The sequence below is a fragment of the Burkholderia sp. Bp9016 genome, from assembly GCF_003857765.1.
GTDB lineage: Bacteria > Pseudomonadota > Gammaproteobacteria > Burkholderiales > Burkholderiaceae > Burkholderia.
In genome coordinates this window covers 159728-181195 of record NZ_QTPY01000013.1, presented here as the reverse complement: position 1 = coordinate 181195, position 21468 = coordinate 159728, and the positions used below count along the sequence as shown (strand labels likewise).

General features: G+C 67.1%; 17 protein-coding genes and 1 pseudogene. 11 read left to right on the top strand and 7 right to left on the bottom strand.

The features are described from left to right. Window positions 1-30 precede the first annotated feature (30 nt). On the bottom strand, window positions 31-2712 hold the full coding sequence (gene aceE / locus DIE13_RS17925; RefSeq protein WP_124828407.1) for a pyruvate dehydrogenase (acetyl-transferring), homodimeric type: 2682 nt from the start codon (window positions 2710-2712) through the stop codon (window positions 31-33). 173 nt (window positions 2713-2885) lie between these two features. Here aceE and DIE13_RS17920 point away from each other — a divergent pair, with 173 nt between their 5' ends. Further along, window positions 2886-3341: a MarR family winged helix-turn-helix transcriptional regulator gene (locus DIE13_RS17920; protein ID WP_124828406.1), complete on the top strand. Its 456-nt coding sequence runs from the start codon at window positions 2886-2888 to the stop codon at window positions 3339-3341. An 18-nt stretch (window positions 3342-3359) separates the two neighbouring features. Here the strand turns inward: DIE13_RS17920 and DIE13_RS17915 are convergent, their stop codons facing one another. Beyond that, a complete protein-coding gene (locus tag DIE13_RS17915; protein ID WP_233410024.1) occupies window positions 3360-4361 on the bottom strand; it encodes a transketolase-like TK C-terminal-containing protein in 1002 nt (333 codons plus the stop codon). A gap of 200 nt (window positions 4362-4561) precedes the next feature. Between DIE13_RS17915 and DIE13_RS17910 the strand changes: the two genes are divergently transcribed. Beyond that, the gene (locus DIE13_RS17910) at window positions 4562-4993 is read left to right on the top strand and encodes a glutathione S-transferase N-terminal domain-containing protein (RefSeq protein ID WP_233410023.1); all 432 of its coding nucleotides are present in this window, start codon (window positions 4562-4564) and stop codon (window positions 4991-4993) included. 122 nt (window positions 4994-5115) lie between these two features. Further along, window positions 5116-6633 carry a purine-cytosine permease family protein gene (locus DIE13_RS17900; RefSeq protein WP_124828403.1) on the top strand — a complete coding sequence of 506 codons (1518 nt, stop codon included), beginning with the start codon at window positions 5116-5118 and terminating at the stop codon, window positions 6631-6633. Between the two features lie 188 nt (window positions 6634-6821). Here DIE13_RS17900 and DIE13_RS17895 read toward each other — a convergent pair whose 3' ends face one another. Continuing rightward, window positions 6822-7577 carry a glucose 1-dehydrogenase gene (locus DIE13_RS17895; protein WP_124828402.1) on the bottom strand — a complete coding sequence of 252 codons (756 nt, stop codon included), beginning with the start codon at window positions 7575-7577 and terminating at the stop codon, window positions 6822-6824. Between the two features lie 43 nt (window positions 7578-7620). Further along, entirely contained in the window at window positions 7621-8154 is a 534-nt protein-coding gene (locus tag DIE13_RS17890; RefSeq protein WP_124828401.1) for a VOC family protein, read from the bottom strand. Between the two features lie 184 nt (window positions 8155-8338). On the opposite strand from DIE13_RS17890, the pseudogene DIE13_RS17885 reads away from it, so the two are divergent. Beyond that, window positions 8339-9403, top strand: a pseudogene (locus DIE13_RS17885) (IS701 family transposase); the annotation flags it as partial. Window positions 9404-9579: 176 nt separating this feature from the next. Here DIE13_RS17885 and DIE13_RS17880 read toward each other — a convergent pair. Next, a complete protein-coding gene (locus DIE13_RS17880; RefSeq protein WP_124828400.1) occupies window positions 9580-10473 on the bottom strand; it encodes a LysR family transcriptional regulator in 894 nt (297 codons plus the stop codon). 130 nt (window positions 10474-10603) lie between these two features. Here DIE13_RS17880 and DIE13_RS17875 point away from each other — a divergent pair, with 130 nt between their 5' ends. From DIE13_RS17875 to DIE13_RS17860, 4 genes are all read left to right on the top strand, one after another. Then, window positions 10604-11935, top strand: a complete 1332-nt coding sequence (locus tag DIE13_RS17875) for an MFS transporter (RefSeq protein WP_124828399.1) — start codon at window positions 10604-10606, stop codon at window positions 11933-11935. Between the two features lie 8 nt (window positions 11936-11943). Further along, window positions 11944-13041: a M14 family metallopeptidase gene (locus DIE13_RS17870; protein WP_124828398.1), complete on the top strand. Its 1098-nt coding sequence runs from the start codon at window positions 11944-11946 to the stop codon at window positions 13039-13041. Window positions 13042-13195: 154 nt separating this feature from the next. Further along, window positions 13196-14341 carry a porin gene (locus tag DIE13_RS17865; protein ID WP_124828397.1) on the top strand — a complete coding sequence of 382 codons (1146 nt, stop codon included), beginning with the start codon at window positions 13196-13198 and terminating at the stop codon, window positions 14339-14341. A 65-nt stretch (window positions 14342-14406) separates the two neighbouring features. Further along, entirely contained in the window at window positions 14407-14841 is a 435-nt protein-coding gene (locus DIE13_RS17860; protein WP_124828396.1) for a DoxX family protein, read from the top strand. Between the two features lie 12 nt (window positions 14842-14853). Here the strand turns inward: DIE13_RS17860 and DIE13_RS17855 are convergent, their stop codons facing one another. Continuing rightward, window positions 14854-15771: a LysR family transcriptional regulator gene (locus DIE13_RS17855; protein ID WP_124828395.1), complete on the bottom strand. Its 918-nt coding sequence runs from the start codon at window positions 15769-15771 to the stop codon at window positions 14854-14856. A 299-nt stretch (window positions 15772-16070) separates the two neighbouring features. On the opposite strand from DIE13_RS17855, the gene DIE13_RS17850 reads away from it, so the two are divergent. The 3 genes from DIE13_RS17850 to DIE13_RS17840 all read left to right on the top strand — a co-directional run bounded on the left by DIE13_RS17850 (window position 16071) and on the right by DIE13_RS17840 (window position 19605). Next, window positions 16071-17387, top strand: a complete 1317-nt coding sequence (locus DIE13_RS17850; protein WP_124828394.1) for an MFS transporter — start codon at window positions 16071-16073, stop codon at window positions 17385-17387. Window positions 17388-17537: 150 nt separating this feature from the next. Then, window positions 17538-18788 (top strand): MFS transporter, encoded by a 1251-nt coding sequence (locus DIE13_RS17845; RefSeq protein WP_124828393.1) that lies wholly within the window; start codon window positions 17538-17540, stop codon window positions 18786-18788. A gap of 205 nt (window positions 18789-18993) precedes the next feature. Further along, on the top strand, window positions 18994-19605 hold the full coding sequence (locus DIE13_RS17840; RefSeq protein WP_124828392.1) for a cysteine hydrolase family protein: 612 nt from the start codon (window positions 18994-18996) through the stop codon (window positions 19603-19605). A 40-nt stretch (window positions 19606-19645) separates the two neighbouring features. On the opposite strand, the gene DIE13_RS17835 is transcribed toward DIE13_RS17840, so the two are convergent. Next, a complete protein-coding gene (locus DIE13_RS17835; protein ID WP_124828391.1) occupies window positions 19646-21271 on the bottom strand; it encodes an amidohydrolase in 1626 nt (541 codons plus the stop codon). Between the last annotated feature and the right edge of the window lie 197 nt (window positions 21272-21468).

Genomic DNA, 21468 nt, shown 5'->3' with positions numbered 1-21468 from the left:
TCACGAAGCTTGCGACGTGCGCGCACGCGCTTACACCGTTGCCGGATCGACCTTGTCGATGTCGATCCCGTAACGCCGGATCGCCTCGCCAACCTGCGCGCGCGCAATCATGCCGTCGTCGGCGAGCGCCTTCAGCGCCGCGATCACGATGAAGTGCCGGTCGACCTCGAAGAACGTACGCAGTGCTTCGCGCGTATCCGAGCGGCCGAAGCCGTCGGTACCAAGCGACACGAAGCGCCGGCCGTCGACGAAGCCGCGGATCTGGTCGCCGACGATCTTCATATAGTCGGTCGTGACGACCACGGGCCCGGTGCGGCCGTCGAGGCATTGCTGGACGTGGGGCACGCGCGCCGGCGCGTCCGGATGCAGCAGGTTCCAGCGCTCCGCGGCGAGCCCGTCGCGACGCAGCTCGGTCAGGCTCGTCGCGCTCCACACATCGCTCGTCACGCCGAAGTCCTGCGCAAGCAGGTCGCTCGCCGCGATCACCTCGCGCAGGATCGAGCCGCTGCCCATCAACTGCACATGCGGCGTATCCGTACGCGCCGCGCCGTCCCGCAGCAGATAGAGACCCTTGAGGATGCCGGCTTCCGCGCCGTCGGGCAGCGCCGGATGCGGGTAGTTCTCGTTGAGCAGCGTGATGTAGTAGTACACATCTTCCTGCTCCGCATACATCCGTCGCAGCCCGTCGCGCACGATCACCGCGAGTTCGTACGCGTAGGTCGGGTCGTACGACACGCAGTTCGGAATCACCGACGACAGCACGTGGCTGTGCCCGTCGTCGTGCTGCAGCCCTTCGCCCATCAGCGTCGTGCGTCCCGACGTCGCGCCGAGCAGGAAGCCGCGCGTGCGCGCGTCGCCGGCCGCCCACGCAAGATCGCCGACCCGCTGCAGCCCGAACATCGAATAGAAGATGTAGAACGGGATCGTCGGCAGCCCGTGGTTGCTGTACGCGGTGCCGGCCGCGATCCACGACGCGATCGCGCCAGACTCGTTGATGCCTTCCTGCAGGATCTGCCCGTCCTTCGCCTCCTTGTAATAGCTGAGCTGGCCGGCGTCCTGCGGCGTATAGAGCTGGCCGAGGTGCGAATGGATGCCGATCTGGCGGAACAGGCCTTCCATCCCGAACGTGCGCGATTCGTCCGGCACGATCGGTACGACGAGCTTGCCGAAATTCGGGGTCTTCAGCAGCGTGCCGAGGATCCGCACGAAGGCCATCGTCGTCGACAGCCCGCGCTCGCCGCTGTCCTTGAGCTGGCCGTCGAACGCGGCGAGCGGCGGCACCGGCAGCGGTGCGACGTCGCTGAAGCGGGCCGGCACGTGGCCGCCGAGCGCCGCGCGGCGTTCCGCGAAATAGCGTGCTTCGGCGCTGCCCGGTTCCGGCTTCAGGTAGGGCAGTTCGTCGAGCTGCGCGTCGCTGACCGGCAGCGCGAAACGGTCGCGGAATGCCCGCACGGCATCGGCGCTCATCTTTTTCAGCTGATGGTTCAGGTTCTGGCCTTCGCCGGCTTCGCCCATGCCGAAACCCTTGACCGTCTTCGCGAGCACGACGGTCGGCCGTCCATCCGCGCGCATCGCTTGCGCATAGGCCGCATGCACCTTCTCCGGATCGTGGCCGCCGCGTGCCAGTTTCCAGATGTCGTCGTCGGACAGGTCGGCGACGAGTTCGAGCAGTTCGGGATACTTGCCGAAGAAGTGCTCGCGCACGTATGCGCCGCTCTGCGACTTGAAGGTCTGGTAGTCGCCGTCGACGCATTCCATCATCCGCTGGCGCAGCAGGCCGGTCGTGTCGCGTTCGAGCAGCCGGTCCCAGCCGCTGCCCCAGATCACCTTGACGACGTTCCAGCCGGCCGCGCGGAACGTGCCTTCGAGTTCCTGGATGACCTTGCCGTTGCCGCGCACCGGACCGTCGAGGCGCTGCAGGTTGCAGTTCACGACGAAGATCAGGTTGTCGAGTCGCTCGCGTCCGGCGAGCGAAATCGCGGCGAGCGATTCGGGCTGGTCCATTTCGCCGTCGCCGAGAAACGCCCAGACCTTGCGGCCCTGATGCGCTTTCAGCCCGCGATATTCGAGGTAGCGCATGAAGCGCGCCTGATACGCGGCCGTGAGCGGGCCGAGCCCCATCGATACGGTCGGGAACTGCCAGAAATCGGGCATCAGGCGCGGATGCGGATAGGACGACAGACCGTCGCGTCCCGCTTCGCGGCCGGTCTCGCGGCGGAAGTTGTCGAGCTGCGCATCCGTGATACGGCCCTCGAGATACGCGCGGCCATAGATGCCGGGTGCCGAATGCCCCTGGATATAGATCATGTCGCCGTCGAACGTGTCGGTGCGGCCGCGGAAGAAATGATCGAAACCGACGTCGTACAGCACCGCGGCCGACTGGTAGGTCGCGATGTGGCCGCCGACGTTCGAATGCCGGCCGGCGCGCAGCACCATGACCATCGCGTTCCAGCGGATCATCGCGTTGAGCCGCCGCTCGAGCGCGAGATCGCCCGGGTAGGCCGGCTGCCGCGCGCGCGGCACGGTGTTCACATAGGCGGTCGTCACGCGGCCGTGCAGGTCGCCGTGGCGGGCCGCATCGAGATCGGCCAGCCGGTCGAGCAGGTAGTGCGCGCGCGGACGGCCTTCGAGCGCGATGACGGATTCAAGCGCATCGAGCCATTCACGGGTTTCCTGCGGATCGATGTCGGGTAGCGCGAGAGGTGCGGTCATGCAGTGTCTCCAGAAGCATCAGGCTACGCGGGGCGACGGTCGTGGCGCCGCCGCGGGCGACGGAAGGGCCGCCGATGGGCGACCGGATAGTTGCAATTGCAATCGTATCGAAGCCCATTGTATCGAGGTAAAATTTAATTGCAACTGCAATTCAACGAGAGGAACGACCTGACATGAGCGCACCCGAACCGGATCTGTGGTTCTCGTTTGTCCGCGCGCACCGCACGATGATTCGCGAGATCGAGCGGCGTCTCGCGGACGCGGACCTGCCCGCGTATGCGTGGTACGACGCGTTGTGGGGGCTGGAAAGCGGGCCCGACGGCACGCGTCGCATGCACGAACTGGCCGACGTGCTCGCGATCGAGCGCTACAACCTCACGCGGCTCGTCGACCGGCTCGAACAGGAAGGGCTCGTCACGCGCGCCCGCTCGGCCGACGACGGCCGCGCGGCGTTCGCGAGCATCACCGACAAGGGCCGCACGCTGCGAAAGAAGATGTGGAAGGTGTACCAGTCGACGGTCGCGGAGCTTTTTCTCGACCAGTTCGGCGCGAAAGAGCAGGCGACGATGGCCGCCGCGCTCGATCGTGCGACGGCCGCAGCGCGCGACGCGGCGGCCGGCGCGAAGTAGCGGCCGCTGTCGCGCGTTTCAGCCGCGCGCATACCGCTGCATTGCCCGTGCGGCCCAGTCGGCCGGCACGCGGCCGTCGTCGGCCAGCATGCGGATCGCGACCGCGGCGATCCAGTGCGCATCCGGCGCTCGCGTGCCGGAGCCTGCCAGATCCGCGCCGAGCGCCGTGAAGCGGGCGGGGACGAACGCGCCGATCTGCGCGGCGACGTGTCGTGCATAGCCCGTGACCGCGAGCACGGGCGTGCTGTCCTCGCCAAGGCACGCGCCGACGTGCGCGATGCGCGGCGCGGCGAGCGGATGCAGCAGGTTCCAGCGTTCGGCGGCGCGCGCATCGCGCGCAAGCCGCGTGTAGCTCGGACAGCTCCAGATCGTCGAATCGATGCGCCATTCGTCATGCAGCAGGTCGGCGGCTTCCATCACCTGCGCGAGCCTGCTGCCCGCGCCGCACAGACGAATCTTTGCGGCGGAGCCGGCCACCGCGCGCCGGCCGGCCCGCACCATGCCGTTGAACGCGTCGCGGGCCGCCGTGGCGGAAAGCGGCCGCACGCCGGGCATGCAGCCGTCGTGGCTCGCGAGATAACAAAATCCGGGCTGGCCGGCGACATAGAGCGCGCGCAACGCGCCGCGCAGGATCGCGAGCGCCTCGTCGCCCGACGCGGGATCGTATGGCGTGCACGCGGGGTTCGCGGCCAGCCAGTGCGGGACGTCGGGCATCACGCCCTTGGGCCATGACGAGCGGGACGTTTCCGCGTCGTTCACGAAGATTCCGCGGCCGACCGTTTCAGCCGCCGCCAGTCGCAGCCGGTCCGTCGCATGCGCTTGCAGCAGGTACAGCAGCGGTCGTTCGAACTGTTCGGCCGGGTCGAGAAAGCGCTGCGGCCACGCGCTGATGCGGCGAGGTGCGGCAACGTGTGCCGTCGCCGCGGGTACGTCGGGGCGGACGATCCATACGCGGCCCGCGGTCGCCGCGTCGCGTTCGAGGCAGTCGGCGGCCGCGTGGATCGCGTCGAGCGGGGTCATCGCGTCGCGCCGGGGCGAGAGCCGCCGCGTCGTCAACCGTTCGATGCAGGCTGCCGCGGCGCGGCGGGTGTCAGGCGTCCGCACGGGCGGACCGGATCGCGCAGTCTGCATGTCCCTCCTTCGAGTGCTGGCATGTTGCCGGGGTGTCGATTCCGGCATTGAATTGCAATTGCAGCGATTGTAGTTGCAACGATAGACGGATGACAAGGACCGACATGACATCGACGCACACACTCACGTTCCATACGGCCGACACGCCGAACGGGCACAAGATCGGCATCTACCTGGAGGAGGCCGGGCTGACGTCCGAGCTCGCGCACATGAACCTGTCCGCCGGCGAGCAGCGCAGCCGGGCGTTCCTCGCGATCAACCCGAACGGCAAGATCCCGGCCATCGTCGACCACGGCACTGGCCTGGCCGTGTTCGAATCCGGCGCGATCCTCGGCTATCTTTCGGCGAAAACGGGCTGCCTGCACCCGGAAACGCTGGCCGAGCGCACGGCGGTCCAGCGATGGCTGCATTTCCGGGTCGGCGGCCGTGTCCGCGCACTGACGTCGCATCGTCCGCGCCGCAACGACGGCGCGGGATCCGGCGGATGCCCTGCCGCAAAACATTGTTCTCCTTCGTCGTAAACGTCTCGAATGCGTGATATTTGCGCCGCCTGATCCGGTTTAGAGTGGCCGCGAATTGATGACGATGTGTCGTATGGCCGCAGTCGCGGGCCGTGCCGACGCACCAGAGGAGCTGGAGACAAATGAGTGAAGGCAGGATTACGCAAGTCGAATCGTTCGGTTTCGAGCGCATTCCCGATGTGTCGCGCTATGCGCGTCCGATCGATCTGTTCCGGCTGCTGTTCGGTGGCTGCAATACGTTTTCCACATCGGTGCTCGGCAGCTTTCCGGTGCTGGTCGGGCTGTCGTTCAAGGCCGGCGTCGCCGCGATCGTGCTCGGCGTCCTGGTCGGCACGTGCATCCTCGCGCCGATGAGCCTGTTCGGCCCGCGCAACGGCACGAGCGATCCGGTCTCGTCCGGCGCGCATTTCGGCATCCACGGCCGGATCGTCGGTTCGTTCCTCGCACTGCTGACGTCGATCGCGTTCTTCTCGCTCGCGGTGTGGAGCTCGGGCGACGCGCTCGTCGGCGGTGCGCACAACATGGTCGGCGTGCCGGTCAACGGCTTCACGCTCGGCGCTGCGTACATGGTGTTCGCGGTGCTGGTGCTGATCGTCTGCATCTACGGCTTCCGCTTCATGCTGTGGGTCAACAAGATCGCCGTGTGGGCCGCGAGCCTGTTGTTCGTCGCTGGCCTGTTTGCGTTCGCCGGGATGTTCGACGTGAACTACGCGGGCACGCTGAACCAGGGTAGCGCAGGCTTCTGGGCCGCGTTCGTCGGCGCGGTGCTGGTCGCGCTGAGCAACCCGGTGTCGTTCGCGTCGACGCTCGGCGACTGGGCGCGCTACATTCCGCAGCGCACGCCGAAGCGGCGCGTGATGGGTGCCGTGTTCGCCGCGCAGATCGCGACCTTCGTGCCGTTCTTCTTCGGCCTCGCGACCGCGACGATCATCGCGTCGAAGGCGCCCGCGTTCATCGCATCGAACGACTATGTCGGCGGGTTGCTCGCCGTGTCGCCGCGCTGGTTCCTGCTGCCGATGTGCCTGATCGCGATCATCGGCGGGATGTCGACCGGCACGACCGCGCTGTACGGCACGGGGCTCGACGTGTCGAGCATGTTCCCGCGCGTCCTGAACCGCGTGCGTGCGACGCTGCTGATCGGCACGATCGCTATCGCGTTCATCTTCGTTGGCCGCTTCTGGTTCAACCTCGTCGAAAGCGTCGCGACCTTCTCGACGCTGATCGACACGTTCAGCTGCCCGTGGATGGCGATCATGGTGATCGGCTACGTGACGCGCCGCGGCTTCTATCTCGCCGACGACCTGCAGGTGTTCAACCGCGGGCTGCGCGGCGGCCACTACTGGTTCACGCACGGCTGGAACCTGCGCGCGATGGGCGCATGGCTGCCGGCGGCGTTCGTCGGTCTGTCGTTCGTGAACCTGCCGGGGCAGTTCGTCGGGCCGCTCGGCAATCTCGCGGGCGGACTCGATCTCAGCGTGCCGGTATCGCTGGCGGTTGGCGGGCTGCTGTATTTCGTGCTGCTGACGCTGTATCCGGAGGCCGACGGCGTGTACGGCCCGCACGGGCGCTGCCTCGCGCGCGGCGGCAAGCAGGGCGCGCGCGGTGTCGGCGCACCGGCGATCCAGCCGAAGGGGTACTGAGCGCCGCATCGCGTGTCGCTTCGGAAGACACAATGCCGCCGCGCGGGTGAACCGCCGGCGGCATTGTCGTTTTTCGACACTTGATCAGCGATGCATATGACAGGCCGGCCCTGACTGATCATTTCTCCGGGCTGCAAACGAAAACGCCCACCAGGGCACGGGCGGGCGTGTGTCGACCGAGGTGCGAGTCAGTGGAACGTGCTGCCCGCGAGCATTCCGCCGTCGACGATGAATTCCGAACCCGTGCAATATGCGGATTCGTCGGATGCGAGGAACAGCACGAGGTTCGCCACTTCGTCCGGTTTGCCGATGCGCGCGATCGGCAGCCCGCCATAGATCGACGACGGGTCGAAATCCGCATATTCCGGCGGGCGCGCCATCACGGTGTCGATCCCGCCCGGGTGCACCGAGTTCACGCGGATCCCGTAGCGGCCGAACTCGAGCGCGGCGGCCTTGGTCATCCCGCGCACCGCGAACTTGCTCGACACGTATGCGCTGCCGCCCGCCACGCCCTCCATCCCGGCCGTCGACGACACGTTGACGATCGAGCCGCCGCCGGCGCCCTTCAGCGCGGCGAGCGCCGATTTCATGCCGAGCCAGCAGCCGACCTGGTTCACGTCGATCACCTTCCGGTAGTCGTCGAGCGAACACGATTCGATCGGCACGAGCTTCAGGATCGCCGCGTTGTTCACGAGGATGTCGAGCCGGCCGAAATGCGCGAGCGTCGCCTGCACGGCGGTGTGCCAGTCGTCTTCGTTCGTGACGTCGAGATGCTGGAACCTCGCGGCGTCGCCGAGTTCGACCGCGACGCGCCGGCCCGCGTCGTCGAGCACGTCGGCGATCACCACGCGTGCGCCTTCGGCGACGAACCGTCGCGCTTCCGCCTCGCCCTGGCCGCGTGCGCCACCCGTGATCAGGGCCACTTTGCCTTCGAGTCGTTTCATGGTGATTGCTCCTGTGAGTGAAGTGGGACGCGTGCGGGCCCGCTCATGCGGCGGCCGACGCGTCGATGATGCGGACCGGATCGGCGCCGTCCCATGCGCGCGCTTCGGCGATGCCGTGCGCGATCATGTCGCGCATCCCGGCGCCTTCGATCACTTCGACGCGCACGCCGGGATCGTCGGCATCGTCGAGATAGGCGACACGGGTGGCCGGGTTGGCGGCTTCGAACACGACACGCAGGCCGCGCGCCGTGAGCCGTGCCACCGCGGCATCGAGATCGTCGACCACCCATGCGACGTGATGCAGGCCCGCGAGCGGTTGCCCGTGCGCGTCGCGGTAGGGCGACGGCGCGTCGTTCGTCACATGGATCAGTTCGATCTGCAGGTCGCCGCGATACGCGAGCCCGACGTCCATCGTGACCGTCACCGGCTCGCCGAGATAGCGGCCTTCGAGGCGCACGTTGCGAAATACGGTCCACGGGCCCGCGTCGTGGCGGGCGCGCCAGCGCGCGATGCTGCGATCGAGATCGGCGACCACATAGCCGATCTGGTCGATGGGGCCGAGGACGGGGTCGTTCATGGTGTCTCCGTGACGAGGACGCGCGAGTGGGCGCCACGCCGCTCGAGGCGGATGGCGGCGCGTGATGAATGACGGCCATGATCGCAACAAAGCGGGCGTTTCGTGCCACCCAAACGGACTAGTATTACTGTGTCAATAAATTCATGCCGCTATAGGGACCTCTTCATCCGTGGCGTGAGGAGTGATGGACTGGGAAACGTCGTTCGAGGCGTATCTGGCACATTTGTGTGAAGCGCTTCGGCATAACGATCGCGAATCAGGATTGAAGGGCTGCTATTGCCAAGGGCTGATGCTGCCGATTCGGCGCAAGAGCGTCGAGCCGCTGGCGGCACATCTGGAACCGGAGCATGCGAGCGCGCGATACCAGTCGCTGCATCATTTCGTGGCGAAGTCGGAGTGGTCCGATACGGCATTGCTCGAGCAGGTGCGACGCTGGGTGCTGCCGCACATGCACCCGGCTGGCGGGTTGTACTGGATCATTGACGACAGGGGTTTCCCCAGGAAGGGTAGACATTCGGTCGGCGTGGCGCGGCAATACTGCGGTCAACTGGGCAAGCAGGACAACTGCCAAGTGGCGGTGAGTTTGTCGGTGGCGACGGAGGACGCGAGCCTGCCGGTGTCCTATCGACGATATCTGCCGCGTGAATGGAGTGACGACCCCACGCGACGACAGAACGCCGGCGTGCCCGAGAAAATCGAGTTTGCAACCAAACCGGAGATTGCGGCCGGGCAGTTGCGAGAAGCCCGGCAAAGCGGCGCGCCCGACGGTATCGTGTTGGCCGATGCGGGCTATGGAGACGACACCTCGTTTCGCGAGGCCGTCAGCGAGCTCGGGCTGCAATATGCGGTGGGCATTCGCTCGAACACACGCGTATGGGCGCCGGGCACGGCGCCTCTACCGCCCGAGTCCTCCGTGGGGAAGTCGGGTCGGCCGCGTGGCTTGTTACGGCGCGCGCCGGGACATGAGTCGATCGGAGTCAAGGGTCTGGCCTTGGTGCTCGATGGCTCGCGTTATCGCACGGTGATATGGCGCGAAGGTACGTGCGCCGCACTCAATTCGCGCTTTGCCGCCGTGCGCGTGCGTGCTTCACACCGCGATTACTGGCGCTCCACACTGTGCGATGAGGAATGGCTGCTGATCGAATGGCCCGAAGGTGATGCGGAGCCACTCAAATATTGGCTTTCGACTTTGCCCCCAGACACGCCGCTCGAACGTCTGGTTCATGTTGCCAAGATGCGCTGGCGTATCGCTGCATACATCGCCCGTCGGCTCCCGCGATGTCCGTATTGTTCAGTGTCCAATGCTAATTTATTGACACAGTAAGGCTAGCCGCGGCGGATCGGTGCGGTGACGAGGTGGCGTACCGGGCATCGTTGCGATGCCCGGTTACGCGCGAGAGGAAGAGGGAAAGGACGGGAGACGCGTCAGCGCGTCGTGAGCACGTCGCGCACGCAGTCGATGAATTGCGCGGCGGCCGGCGTCAGCGAACTGCCGCGCCGCTGGATCGCACACATCTGCAGCACCGGCATCGGATCGTCGAGCTCGACGGGCCGGATGCCCATGCGCTTGAATACTTCGTCCGCGAGCGGCTCGACGAAGAAGCCGACGTGGTCCATCTGGGCGACCAGCGCGAGCGCGGTCGAAATCGAATCGCCATGCACGACGCGCGACGGCACCGGCAGCCCGAACGCGCCGAACAGCCACTTGGTCGCCGACATCGGATCGTTGCCGTCGCCGGGCAGCACCCATTCAGCATCGAGAAAATCGCGCACGGCGCGCCGGTTGCGCAACGGGTGCTTGTTGCGCACGCCGAGCATCAGCCGCACGGGCGCGAGCGGTTCGCTGACGAAGTCGTCGTCAAGTGTCTGCGGGTCGACATGCATGATCGCGAAGTCGGTCTGCGCATCGCGCAGCCGGGCGAGCGTGCCGGGTAGCCCCGATTCGGTGACGTGCACTGTTACGCCGGGACGCCGCTCGCGCAGCAGCCGGTAGGCCGGTACGAACACCGTTTGCGCGAACGACGTGCTGACCGCGACGCGAACGTGCCCGAAATTGCCGTCGCGCAGTTGCACGATCTCGTCGCGGGCGCGCTGCATGTCGTCGAGCAGCAGCCGTGCGCGCGGCAGCAACGCCGCACCGTATTCGGTCAGCACGATGCCCTTGACGCTGCGCTCGACGAGCGGCGCGCCGATCTCGCGCTCCAGTTCGCGGATGATTTTCGTGACGGCCGGCGCCGACACGCCGAGCTGCCGCGCGGCTCCGCGGATGCTCATCTGCGCGGCCACGGCCACGAATGCATGCAGCTGGTTCGGTTTCATCGCATGCCCCATGGTGCTAACCAAATGGCAACGAGTGTAATGGATTGTTGTCTTTTCGGGCAACGCTCACCCGCCTAGAATGCGTCGCATATAACCAGTGCGATACCGCACCCAGAAGGAGACACCCGTCATGGAACCCCAACCGCAGGCCGGCGAGCAGACGCGCCGGACGATTCTCGCGACGACCGTCGGCAACGCGCTCGAGTACTACGATTTCACGGTCTATGGCTTTCTCGCGTTCATCATCGGCAAGCTGTTCTTTCCGTCGTTCGATCCGGCCGGCCAGTTGTTGCTGGCAGTCGGCACATTCGGGGCCGGATTCGTGATGCGTCCGCTCGGCGGCGTCGTGATCGGCGCGTATGCGGATCGCGCGGGGCGCAAGCCGGCGATGGTGCTGACCATCTTCCTGATGGCGCTCGGCTGCGGGTTGATCGCCGTGGCACCGACTTATGCGGCGATCGGCGTGGCCGCGCCGATCCTGATCGTCGTCGCGCGCTCGATCCAGGGGTTTTCCGCCGGCGGCGAATTCGGCGCATCGACGACCTTGCTCGTCGAGCATGCACGGCCGCGCACACGCGGCTACATGGCGAGCTGGCAGTTCGCGAGCCAGGGGCTCGGCGTGCTGATGGCCGCGCTGACGGTCGCGGTCCTGTCGTTCGCGCTGACGCCGGAAGCACTCGAACGCTGGGGCTGGCGTGTGCCGTTCGCGCTCGGGATGCTGATCGCGCCGGTGGGCGCGTACATCCGCCGCCGGCTCGAGGAAACCCACAGTGGCGAGCCCGCGCGGGCCGTGCCGGGTGGCGCGCGCCGCAGCGGCCGCGTCGCGACGCTGTGCCGCGACCACGGGCGCGCGGTCGTCGTCGCGATCATGGTCACGATGGGCGGCACGGGCGCATCGTATGTCGTCAGCTTCTATATGCCGACCTATGCGATCCGCGAACTCGGGATGAGCCCGGCCATCGCGCTGTCGGCCGCGGCGCTCACGGGGGCGCTGGCGCTCGTCAGCGCGCCGTTCGTCGGGCGCTGGTCGGACCGCGTTGGCCGCAAGCCGCTGATCGTCGGCGGCCGGATCGCGCTCATGCTGCTGATCTACCCGGCGTTCGCTTGGCTGAAGGCGTCGCCGACGCCGGGCGTGCTGTTCACGGTGGTCGGCCTGCTGACGGCCGTGCTCGCGATCCAGGCCGTGCCGAGCATCACGATCCTGCCGGAGATGTTTCCCGAGTCGGTGCGTGCAACGGGCATGTCGCTCGTGTACAGCGTCGGCGTCGCGGTCTTCGGCGGCTTTGCGCCGTTCATCAGCACGTGGCTCGTCCACGCGAGCGGCAACAAGGTCGCGCCGGCCTGGTACCTGATCATCGTCGCGCTCGTGTCGATGGCCGGCCTGCCGTATCTGCGCGACCGCACCGGTGAAGCGATCGACGCTCCCGCCGTATCCGGCGTTTCCTCCTACTCGAAGGTCTGACCCGCACCATGGAACGTACCCCTGTCACCCGCCATTTCTCCGGCTCCTATGCCGAAGCCCGCCGCAAGTTTCTCGATGCAGCCGTGCACCGGCACGCGACGCTGGAGTCGTTCGTGCTGCCCGACCTGCGCGGTGCGCTCGGCGAAACGCTGGCGATCGACGTTGCAGGCATCGGCGTTGCCGACGCCGAGCGGCTGCTGATCCTCAGTTCGGGCACGCACGGGCCGGAGGGCTTTTGCGGCTCCGGCTGCCAGATCGCCGCGCTGTTCGACGACGACCTGATGGCCCGGCTCGCGCGTGCCGGTGTCGGGCTGCTGCTGATTCATGCGGTCAATCCGTATGGTTTCTCGTACCTGCAGCGCACCAACCAGGACAACGTCGACCTGAACCGCAACCACATCGATTTCAGCGGGGCGTTGCCGGCCAACGACGCCTATCCGGAGGTCGACCGCCTCGTGTTGACGAGCACTTGGCCGCCGTCGCCGGACGACGAGCAGGCGCTCGCCGACTATATCGCCCGCAACGGGATGCTCGCGTATCACAGCGCGCTGAGCAGCGGCCAGTACGCGACGCCGGACGGGATGTTCTTCGGCGGCCGCGAGCCGACGTGGAACAACCGCACGATGCGAACGATTCTGCGCGAGCGCGCCGCGCATGCGACGACGATCGCATGGATCGATGCGCATACGGGGCTCGGGCCGCGCGGCCATGGCGAGAAGATCTACGCAGGGCGCAACGTCGCCGCCGAACTGGCGCGCGCACGCACGTGGTGGGGCGCGGACGTCGTCGCGCCGTTCGACGGCGAATCCGAATCGCCGGGCGTGTCGGGCCCCGTCGCGTCGATCGTGCACGATGAGTGCCCGCACGCGAACGTCGGCCTGATGGCGCTCGAATTCGGCACGTTGCCGTTCGACGAGGTGATTTACCGGCTGCGGGCGTCGCACTGGCTGCTCCGCCATCCGGATGCGCCGGCCGAGCTGCGCCGTCAGATTCTGCAGCGGATTCGCGACGCGTTCTATGGTGACGACGACGCATGGAAGGGCGCGATCTGGGGGCAGACCCGCACGGCGCTGTTGCAGGCGCTGATGGGGCTGGCCGCGGCATAAGCGTGGCAGGGCAGACGGCAGGACGCCGTCTGCCGATGGAAGGGCAGGCAGGGCGATTGCGTCGATCCGATCGCTCGGGCGATGGCGGAATCGTTCGTCAGCATCAATTAACCCGGCAGTACCCAAAAAATAAAATGAATATTAAGGAGATCTTATGAAATTAATAGGCATCATCGCGGCAGGCGTGGCGGCTTCGTTCGCCAGCGCCGCGCATGCGCAGAATTCCGTCACGCTGTATGGCACCCTCGACAACGGCGTGAACTACGTCAGCAACATGGGCGGCGGCAAGGCGTTCCAGGCCGTTTCGGGCACGCTGTATGGCAACCGCATCGGCTTCAAGGGCAGCGAGGATCTCGGCGGCGGGATGCAGGCGATCTTCACGCTGGAGAACGGCTACGACGCGAACACGGGGCGGCTCGGGCAGGGCGGCCTGATGTTCGGCCGGCAGGCGTTCGTCGGCCTGACCGGGCCGTTCGGCACCGTCACGCTCGGCCGCCAGTACGACGAGCTGAGCGGCGAGTATCTCGGATTGCTGGCGGCTGGCTGCAATTTCACCGGCTATCTCGGCGCCCATGCGGCCGATGTCGACAATCTCAACGATACGGCCCGCATCAACAATGCGATCAAGTACAAGACGCCCGATTTCAACGGCTTCTCCATGGCCGCGCTGTACGGCTTCGGCGGCGTGCCGGGCAGCTTTTCCTCCAATCGCGTGATCAGCGTCGGCGCGCGGTACACGCGCGGGCCGCTGACCCTCGATGCCGCCTACGAAACGGTCAACAATCCGGCCGTGACGCTGTGGGGCGCGGGCGCGAACCCGTCGCCGGGCGTGGCGTTCTCCACGGCTCTGCCCACGCCGATCTGGGGCGGCTACCAGTCGGCATCGAAGCTGCAGACCTACGGCGCGGGCGGCAGCTACGCGCTCGGCAACGCGACATTGCGCGTCGTGTACACCAACACGCGCTTCCAGAACATCGTGCCGACGCTGAACACGCCGTATCGCGGCAGCGCATCGTTCGACAACTACGAGGCAAACGTCACGTACCTGATTACGCCGGCCGTGTCGCTCGGTGCGGCATACACGTACACGACGGCACCCGACGCGAAGTACCAGCAGTTCAACGTCGGTGCGCAGTATTTCCTGTCGAAGCGCACGACGCTCTACATGGTCGGCATCTACCAGCACGCGTCCGGTCTCGACTCATACGGCCACCAGGCCGTTGCGCAGATCAACCAGACGACGCCGTCGTCGACCGCCAACCAGCTGCTGATGCGGATCGGCCTGCTCGTCAAGTTCTGATGCATCGCGCGGCGGCAGGCGGCACCGCGCGTTACCGATATTCAATGCGGATGGAGAGAGACACGATGTTCGAAGCAGGGTTTGAACGCTACCGCGACGCCACGATCCTGGTGGCGCGCGTCGCGATGATGTGGCTGATGGTGCGGTTCGGCTGGGACAAACTGATGGCCGTATCGCACACGGTCGACCTGATGGCCGGCTACGGACTGCCGTTTCCGGCGCTGGCGGCGGCCGTGGCGATCGGTGCCGAGCTCGGGCTCGGACTGCTGCTGATGCTCGGCTGCGGCACGCGGCCGCTGGCGGTGCTGATGGCGGTGTATACGCTCGCGACCGCACTGACTGGCCATCGCTACTGGACGATGACGGGCGGCGCGCAGATGGCGAACGCGATCCATTTCTACAAGAACGTGAGCATCGTCGGCGGGGTGCTGCTGCTTGCCGTGACGGGGGCGGGCGCCTGGTCGTTCGACGGATGGCGTGCCGCGCGCCGCCGCGCCTGACGGATCCGCGCATTATCCCGCGTGCGGCCCCTTGACCGTCAGCCGGCAGACGGTCGCGAGCGCGAGCAGGTTCGGGTCGCGTTCGCGCCGGTGCAGGAAGCTCAGGCCGATCGTCTGGCGGATGGGCGGCCCGGCGAGCGGCACCAGCGCGATCTTGTGCGCAAAGAGGTCGCGCACGCGGCCGGGCAACAGTGCATGGCCGACGCCGCCTGACACCAGGTTGATCAACGAGAAGATGTCGCCCACGCGCATCACGACGTTCGGCGTGACGCCCGCGGCCCGAAACGCTTCCGTGAAGCCGTGGTGCGTCGCGAAGCCTTCGCCGAGCGACACGAACGGTTCATCGCGGCATGCGACGAGATCGATCGCGTCGCGCTGCGCGTACGGTGAATCGATCGGCGCGGCGAAGAACATTTCATCCTCGAACAGCGCGATCGATTCGATTTCGGCGTCCGGCTCGGGCAGCGCCATCAACGTCGCGTCGATCGCGCCTTGCCGGAGCTTGTCGAGCAGGTCGGCGTTCGAGCCGAGCACGAGTTCGGCCTGCAACTCGGGGCGACGCTCCTTCAACGCGATCACGACCTCGGGCACGGTGCGGATCGTCAGCGAATACAGCGAGCCGATCTTCAACTGCCCGGCACCGTAGCCGGCGGCTTCGCGGGTCGAGCGGATCCCGTTCGCCATCGTCTTCAGCACCTCGGCCGCGACTTCGGCGAGCACTTGCGCGGCGTCGGTCGGAATCAGGTTGCGTCCTTCGTGACGGAACAGCGCGCAGTGCATTCCTTCTTCGAGCGTATGCAGCGCGCGATGCACGCTGACGGTGCTGACGTTGAGCGCCTCGGCGGCTTTCGCGAGATTGCCGGCTTCCATGAATGCGAGCAGCACTTCGAGCTTGCGGAAGGTGATCTCTTCGTTGATGCGAGTGCGCATGGTCGGGGCAGCGGGAAGGGCGATCGATGATTCTGCCGCAGAACCCCGGGCACAACAATGCGCGAATATCCGGAATCGGCGCGTCGCGAGGTGGCGCCGCGAGACATTTAATCTGCGGTTAAGCATCCGCCGCTGCCGTTAATTGATGCAGGTTTTCGGTGTCCCTATCATCGGTTCATGCCGGTTATGCGTGGGGGCCGGATGCCTTTCTTCGTCCGGCCGCGCGCAGCGATTCACGATTGCCCGCCGCACACGGCGGCGGCCATGCGGTACGGCCCACGACACAGCAGGAGACAAGCATGCGGGACTCACGTCGGAACACGCGGCATCGGCAGGTGGTGGCTGCCGTCATCGGCAATACCCTCGAGTGGTACGACTTCATCGTCTACGGCTTTTTTTCCGGCATCATCGCGAGGCTGTTCTTTCCCGCAGAGAGCCAGTACGCATCGCTGCTGATGTCGCTTGCGACGTTCGGCGTCGGCTTCTTCATGCGTCCGGTCGGCGGCATCGTGCTCGGGCTCTATTCGGATCGCAAGGGCCGCAAGGCCGCGATGCAGCTCATCATCTTCCTGATGACGCTGTCGATCGCGCTGATCACGTTCGCGCCGTCGTACGCGACGATCGGCCCGACCGCGCCGATCCTGATCGTCGTCGCGCGACTGCTGCAAGGCTTCGCGACGGGCGGCGAATATGCGAGCGCCACGGCGTTCCTGGTGGAGAGCGCGCCTGCGAACCGGCGCGGGCTGTACGGCTCATGGCAGCTGATCGGCCAGTGTCTCGCGGTGTTCTCGGGCGCGGCGATGGGCGCGTGGGCCACGCAGTCGCTGTCGGACGCGGCGCTGCACAGCTGGGGCTGGCGCGTGCCGTTTGCGCTCGGGCTGCTGATCGGGCCGGTCGGTTTGTGGATCCGCCGTCACATGGACGAGACCGAGGTGTTCCTCGACGCGAGCAAGTCGGTCGTCGAGCCGCCCGCGAGCGTGTCACGCGTGCTGCGCGACAACTTGCGCGGCGTGCTCGTGTCGATGGGGCAGACGATCACCGGCACGGCCGTGTTCTACGTGATGCTCGTCAACATGCCGACGTTCGTGCACAAGACCTTCGGGCTGCCGCTCGACCAGGTGTTCAAGGCGCAGATGATCGCGGTCGCGTTGCTGACCGTGACGATTCCGGTGTCTGCGATCGTGTCCGACCGCATCGGCCGGCGCCCGGTGCTGCTCGCCGGGATGCTCGCGATGCTGACGCTCACCTATCCGCTGTTCTCGTGGCTCGCCGCGGCGCCGAGCATCGGCCGCCTGCTCGTGATGCAACTCGTGATCTGCACGATCATCGGCGTCATCTACGGCCCTGCGCCGACCACGCTCGCCGAGCAGTTCGCGACGCGCTCGCGTTCGACCGGCGTCGCGCTCGCGTACAACGTCGCGGTGATGGTGTTTGGCGGCTTCGCGCCATTCATCGTCACTTGGCTCACGCGCGCGAGCGGGTCGCCCGTCGCGCCCGCGTGGTACGTGCTGTTCGCGGCGTCGTTCGGGCTCGCCGCGACCGTGTTCATGCACGACGGTGCGCCGTGCGTGCTTGCCCGCCGGCAGTTTCGGGCCGAGCCGCTGAGCGCCGACTAGCTGCTTCCGGTCCGGGCCGGTCAGTTATCGGCGCATGCAGCGGACAGGCCATCGGCGCCGCCGATGGTCAGTATCGCGGACGGCGGCCTACCGGGGGCGCCGCCCGCTCATTACGCTTGGGCGATCATCCACTCCGTCCGGAAGGTCGCCATGTCCCGGCTCGATTACACGCTGCTCGGCCCTTGCCTGCTCGCCATCGCGATCGACGCGATGGGCTTCGGTCTCGTCTATCCGATGATGTCCGCGATCTTCAGCGATCCGCATGCGGGCCTCCTGCCGGCCGATGCCGGCGAGCACGCACGCAATTTCTACCTTGGTCTCGGCTACGGGATCTATCCGTTGTGCATGTTCTTCGGCTCGTCGCTGATGGGCGAACTGTCGGACCGCTACGGCCGCCGCCGGATCCTGCTGCTGTGCCTGCTCGGCCTCGCGGCTGGCTATGCGCTGATGGCGGCCGGCGTCTGGCACGCGAGCGTCGCGCTGCTGCTGGCCGGACGCGGGCTCACCGGTCTCATGGCCGGCTGCCAGGGCATCGCACAGGCGGCCATCTCCGATCTGAGCACGCCCGAGAACAAGGCATACAACATGAGCATCATGTCGCTCGCGTTCAGCGCCGGTGTGATCGTTGGCCCGGTGCTCGGCGGCGTTACGTCCGACCGGACGATCTCGCCGCTGTTCGACTACGGCACGCCGTTCGTGCTGGTTGCCGCGCTGTCGCTGATCTGCGCGTGCTGGACCTGGGCGTCGTATCGCGATACGGCCGCGCCGCGCGGCGATACGCGCATCGATTTGCTGCTGCCGCTGCGGATCGTGTGGGAAGCCGCGAGCCAGCGTAACGTCGTGTTCCTGTCGGTGGTGTTCTTCCTGATGCAGGTCGGCTACGGGCTCTACCTGCAGACCATCATGCTGTTGCTGCAGGCCAAGTTCGGCTATACGAGCGCGCAACTCGGGCTGTTCAGTGGCGTGATCGGCGTCTGTTTCGTATTCGGCCTGCTGTTCGTCGTGCGGCTGATGTTGCGTGTGTGGAGCGTGGTCGACATCGCGAAGACGGGGCTGCTCGTCGCCGGTCTCGGCCAGATCCTGTCCGCGCTGTTTCCGCACGAGCCGGTGCTGTGGGCCCTCGCGATGGTGGTCGGCTGCTTCGACATGGTCGCTTACACGACCATGTACACCGCATTCTCCGACGCCGTCAGCGAGGACCGGCAGGGCTGGGCGCTCGGCGTCGCGGGCTCGGTGATGGCCGTCGCGTGGGTCGTGACGGGCGCGCTCACCAACCTGCTGCCGGCATTCGGCGAGACCGGGCTGCTGCTGATCGGCGGCGCCGGCTTCCTGCTCAGCTTCGGGATGATGGCGTTCTACGGACGACGCAAGCAGGCCGGGGCGCGCGCGGCATTGTCGTAGGCACTCGCGTACAGGTTGGCCCGATTCTGTCGGACGTTGTCCTGCGGGCCGCTGTCGCGCGCGGCTGCGCGGCCCGACACTGGCGCTTCGCGGTCGCGGCAGGCCCGCCACCGGCGGTAACCGGCCGAACGATCGCGTCCGGCGGCGCTGGCCCGACCGTACCGCCGTTCCGTTCGATGTGCCAACCTGGAGTAGAGAGCGACCCATGCAACATCCGACCATCCGCACCCTGGCCGGCGCGAGCGCGCCGACGTCGATCGACGCCGCCCGCACCGCGCTGCTGGTGATCGATTTCCAGAACGAGTATTTCAGCGGCCGCCTGCCGATTCCGGAAGGGCCGCGTGCGCTGGGCAACGCGCAGCGCGTGATCGCATTCGCCGATCGCGCGGGCATTCAGGTATTCCACGTGCAGCACGTCGGCGCGGCCGGCGGCCCGATCTTCGCGGACGGCAGCGACGGCTTCCGTTTTCATGCGGACCTGCAACCCGCGCCGCAGCACACGGTCGTGAAGAAAACGTCGGTCAGTGTGTTTCCGACGACCGACATCGACGCGCGCCTGAAGGCGGCCGGGATCGACACGCTGATCGTCACCGGGCTGATGACGCATGCATGCGTTGCCGGCGCGGCGCGCGATGCGGTGCCGCTCGGCTATGCGGTGATTGTCGTCGACGACGCATGCGCGACGCGCGACCTCGATATCGCGGACGGCAGCACGGTGCCGCACCGCGACCTCCATCGCGCGACGCTGGCCGCGCTGTCGGACACGTTCGGCGACGTGCTGACGACCGATCAGGTACTCGCGCTCGACGTCGCCTGACGCGCGTCTGGCCGGCGTCCGGCGGGCGCTCGGCCGGTGTTCAATCGGCCCAGCCCGGCGCGGTATACACGACTTCGCCGCGGAAGCAGGTCTCGAGCACGCGCGTTTGCGCGAACGTGCCGACCGGATGTTCGAACGGATTGCGGTCGAGGATCGCGAGGCTCGCGTCCTTGCCTGCTTCGAGCGAGCCTGTGCAATCGTCGAAGCGCAGCGCATACGCGGTGTTCACCGTGTAGGCCTCGAGCATCGTGAGCAGGTCGAGACGCTCGTGCGGATTCCACGGCGGGCTGTCGGGCTGGTCGATCAGCCGGTGCGTGACGCCGGTCTGGATGATCTGCATCGGGTCCATCGTGCTGACCGACCAGTCGGAACCCGCCGCGAGCATCGCGCCCGCGTTGCGCAGGCTGCGGAACGGATAGTTGCGGGCGGTGCGCTCGGCGCCGAGCAGGTCGCGATAGAACTGCTGCTGCTCCTCGCGCGCGGCCGTCCACAGGGTCTGGACGCTCGCGATCGCGCCGAGCCGGTTGAAGCGGCCCATGTCGGCCGGATCGACGAGTTGCAGGTGCGCGAGCTGCGCGCGGCGGTCGCGCATGCCGTTGCGGATCTGCACGTATTCGAGCGCGTCGAGCGTCATGCGCACCGCGCGGTCCGCCAGCGTATGGAAGTGCAGGTCGAAGCCGGCCGTATCGGCGAGCAGGCAGATTTCGTTGAGTGCGTCCTGGCGCCACAGCGCGAGGCCGCAGTCGTCGGTGCCGGCGTACGGTTCGAGCAGCGCGGCGGTTTTCGATTCGGGCACGCCGTCGACGAAGATCTTCACCGTATGCAGGCGCAGGTTGTCGCGCTCGTACTCGCGACGCCACGCGACGAAGCGCTCGATCTGTTCGCGCGGATCGCGGCGCGGGTTCGCGTAGAGGCCCGCGCTCATGTACGTCTTCAACTGGCCGGCACGTTGCGCGGCGGCATATGCCTTGAGCTCGGCCTCCTCGACGCGTGCGTCGAACCAGCCGGTGATCCCGTAGCCGTGCGTCATCGCATGCGCTTTCGCGAGCGACTTCGGATAACCGGCCGGACTCAGTTGCGGAATGATCGGGCAGACGCGGTAAAACGCTGCTTCGTGCACGACGCCGTTCGGCGCGCCCGACGCATCGCGCTCGTACACGCCGCCGGCCGGATCGGGCGTATCGGCCGTAATGCCGGCCGCTTCCAGCCCCTTCGTATTGAGACAGCCGCTGTGCACGTCGAAGCCGACCACGAGCAGCGGCCGATCGGGAACGATCCGGTCGAGCAGTTCGCGGCTCGGATACGCGCCGAACGCTGCGAGGTTCGCGCCGCCGAGATAAACCCACGGCTCGTTCGGCGTCGCGGCGGCGCACGCGCGGATGTGCTGCAGGATCGCATCCGGGTCGTTAATCCCGGACAGATCGAAGTCGCCGAGAATCTGATGGCCTTCGAGCGGGTGCGCGTGGCCGTCGATCAGGCCCGGCAGCATCAGCCTGCCGGCCAGATCGACCATGCGCGTCGCGGGGCCGGCGAGCGGGCGGATATCGTCGTCGCGACCGACGGCGACGATCTTGCCGTCCTTCGTGGCGAGCGCCTGCGCGAAGCGGCGCTGTGCGTCGCCGGTGTAGAGCAGGCCGTTCAGATAAACGGTGTCGGCGTGTTGCATGTGTCTCCTCCGGATTGGGGAATCGACGGGCGCTCGCATCCATCGGGCGGGCCGTCAGGCGCGTCCGGTCGCGTGGACCCGGTCGGGTTGGAATGGAATGAAGGGCGTTATGCCCGCGCGCGGCGCGGTACGCGATACCGGTTTTGCCGATCGATGCGCGTCGGCCCGCCGTCGCGAGACGCGCGCCCGGCCGCGCG

Coding starts and splice junctions, on each gene's coding strand:
- DIE13_RS17845 (WP_124828393.1), top strand. CDS start 17,538: ATGTCCCGGCTCGATTACACGCTGCTCGGCCCTTGCCTGCTCGCCATC.
- DIE13_RS17855 (WP_124828395.1), bottom strand. CDS start 15,771: ATGCGCACTCGCATCAACGAAGAGATCACCTTCCGCAAGCTCGAAGTG.
- DIE13_RS17850 (WP_124828394.1), top strand. CDS start 16,071: ATGCGGGACTCACGTCGGAACACGCGGCATCGGCAGGTGGTGGCTGCC.
- DIE13_RS17910 (WP_233410023.1), top strand. CDS start 4,562: ATGACAAGGACCGACATGACATCGACGCACACACTCACGTTCCATACG.
- DIE13_RS17875 (WP_124828399.1), top strand. CDS start 10,604: ATGGAACCCCAACCGCAGGCCGGCGAGCAGACGCGCCGGACGATTCTC.
- DIE13_RS17865 (WP_124828397.1), top strand. CDS start 13,196: ATGAAATTAATAGGCATCATCGCGGCAGGCGTGGCGGCTTCGTTCGCC.
- DIE13_RS17880 (WP_124828400.1), bottom strand. CDS start 10,473: ATGAAACCGAACCAGCTGCATGCATTCGTGGCCGTGGCCGCGCAGATG.
- DIE13_RS17835 (WP_124828391.1), bottom strand. CDS start 21,271: ATGCAACACGCCGACACCGTTTATCTGAACGGCCTGCTCTACACCGGC.
- DIE13_RS17900 (WP_124828403.1), top strand. CDS start 5,116: ATGAGTGAAGGCAGGATTACGCAAGTCGAATCGTTCGGTTTCGAGCGC.
- DIE13_RS17860 (WP_124828396.1), top strand. CDS start 14,407: ATGTTCGAAGCAGGGTTTGAACGCTACCGCGACGCCACGATCCTGGTG.
- aceE (WP_124828407.1), bottom strand. CDS start 2,712: ATGACCGCACCTCTCGCGCTACCCGACATCGATCCGCAGGAAACCCGT.
- DIE13_RS17915 (WP_233410024.1), bottom strand. CDS start 4,361: ATGACCCCGCTCGACGCGATCCACGCGGCCGCCGACTGCCTCGAACGC.
- DIE13_RS17920 (WP_124828406.1), top strand. CDS start 2,886: ATGAGCGCACCCGAACCGGATCTGTGGTTCTCGTTTGTCCGCGCGCAC.
- DIE13_RS17890 (WP_124828401.1), bottom strand. CDS start 8,154: ATGAACGACCCCGTCCTCGGCCCCATCGACCAGATCGGCTATGTGGTC.
- DIE13_RS17870 (WP_124828398.1), top strand. CDS start 11,944: ATGGAACGTACCCCTGTCACCCGCCATTTCTCCGGCTCCTATGCCGAA.
- DIE13_RS17895 (WP_124828402.1), bottom strand. CDS start 7,577: ATGAAACGACTCGAAGGCAAAGTGGCCCTGATCACGGGTGGCGCACGC.
- DIE13_RS17840 (WP_124828392.1), top strand. CDS start 18,994: ATGCAACATCCGACCATCCGCACCCTGGCCGGCGCGAGCGCGCCGACG.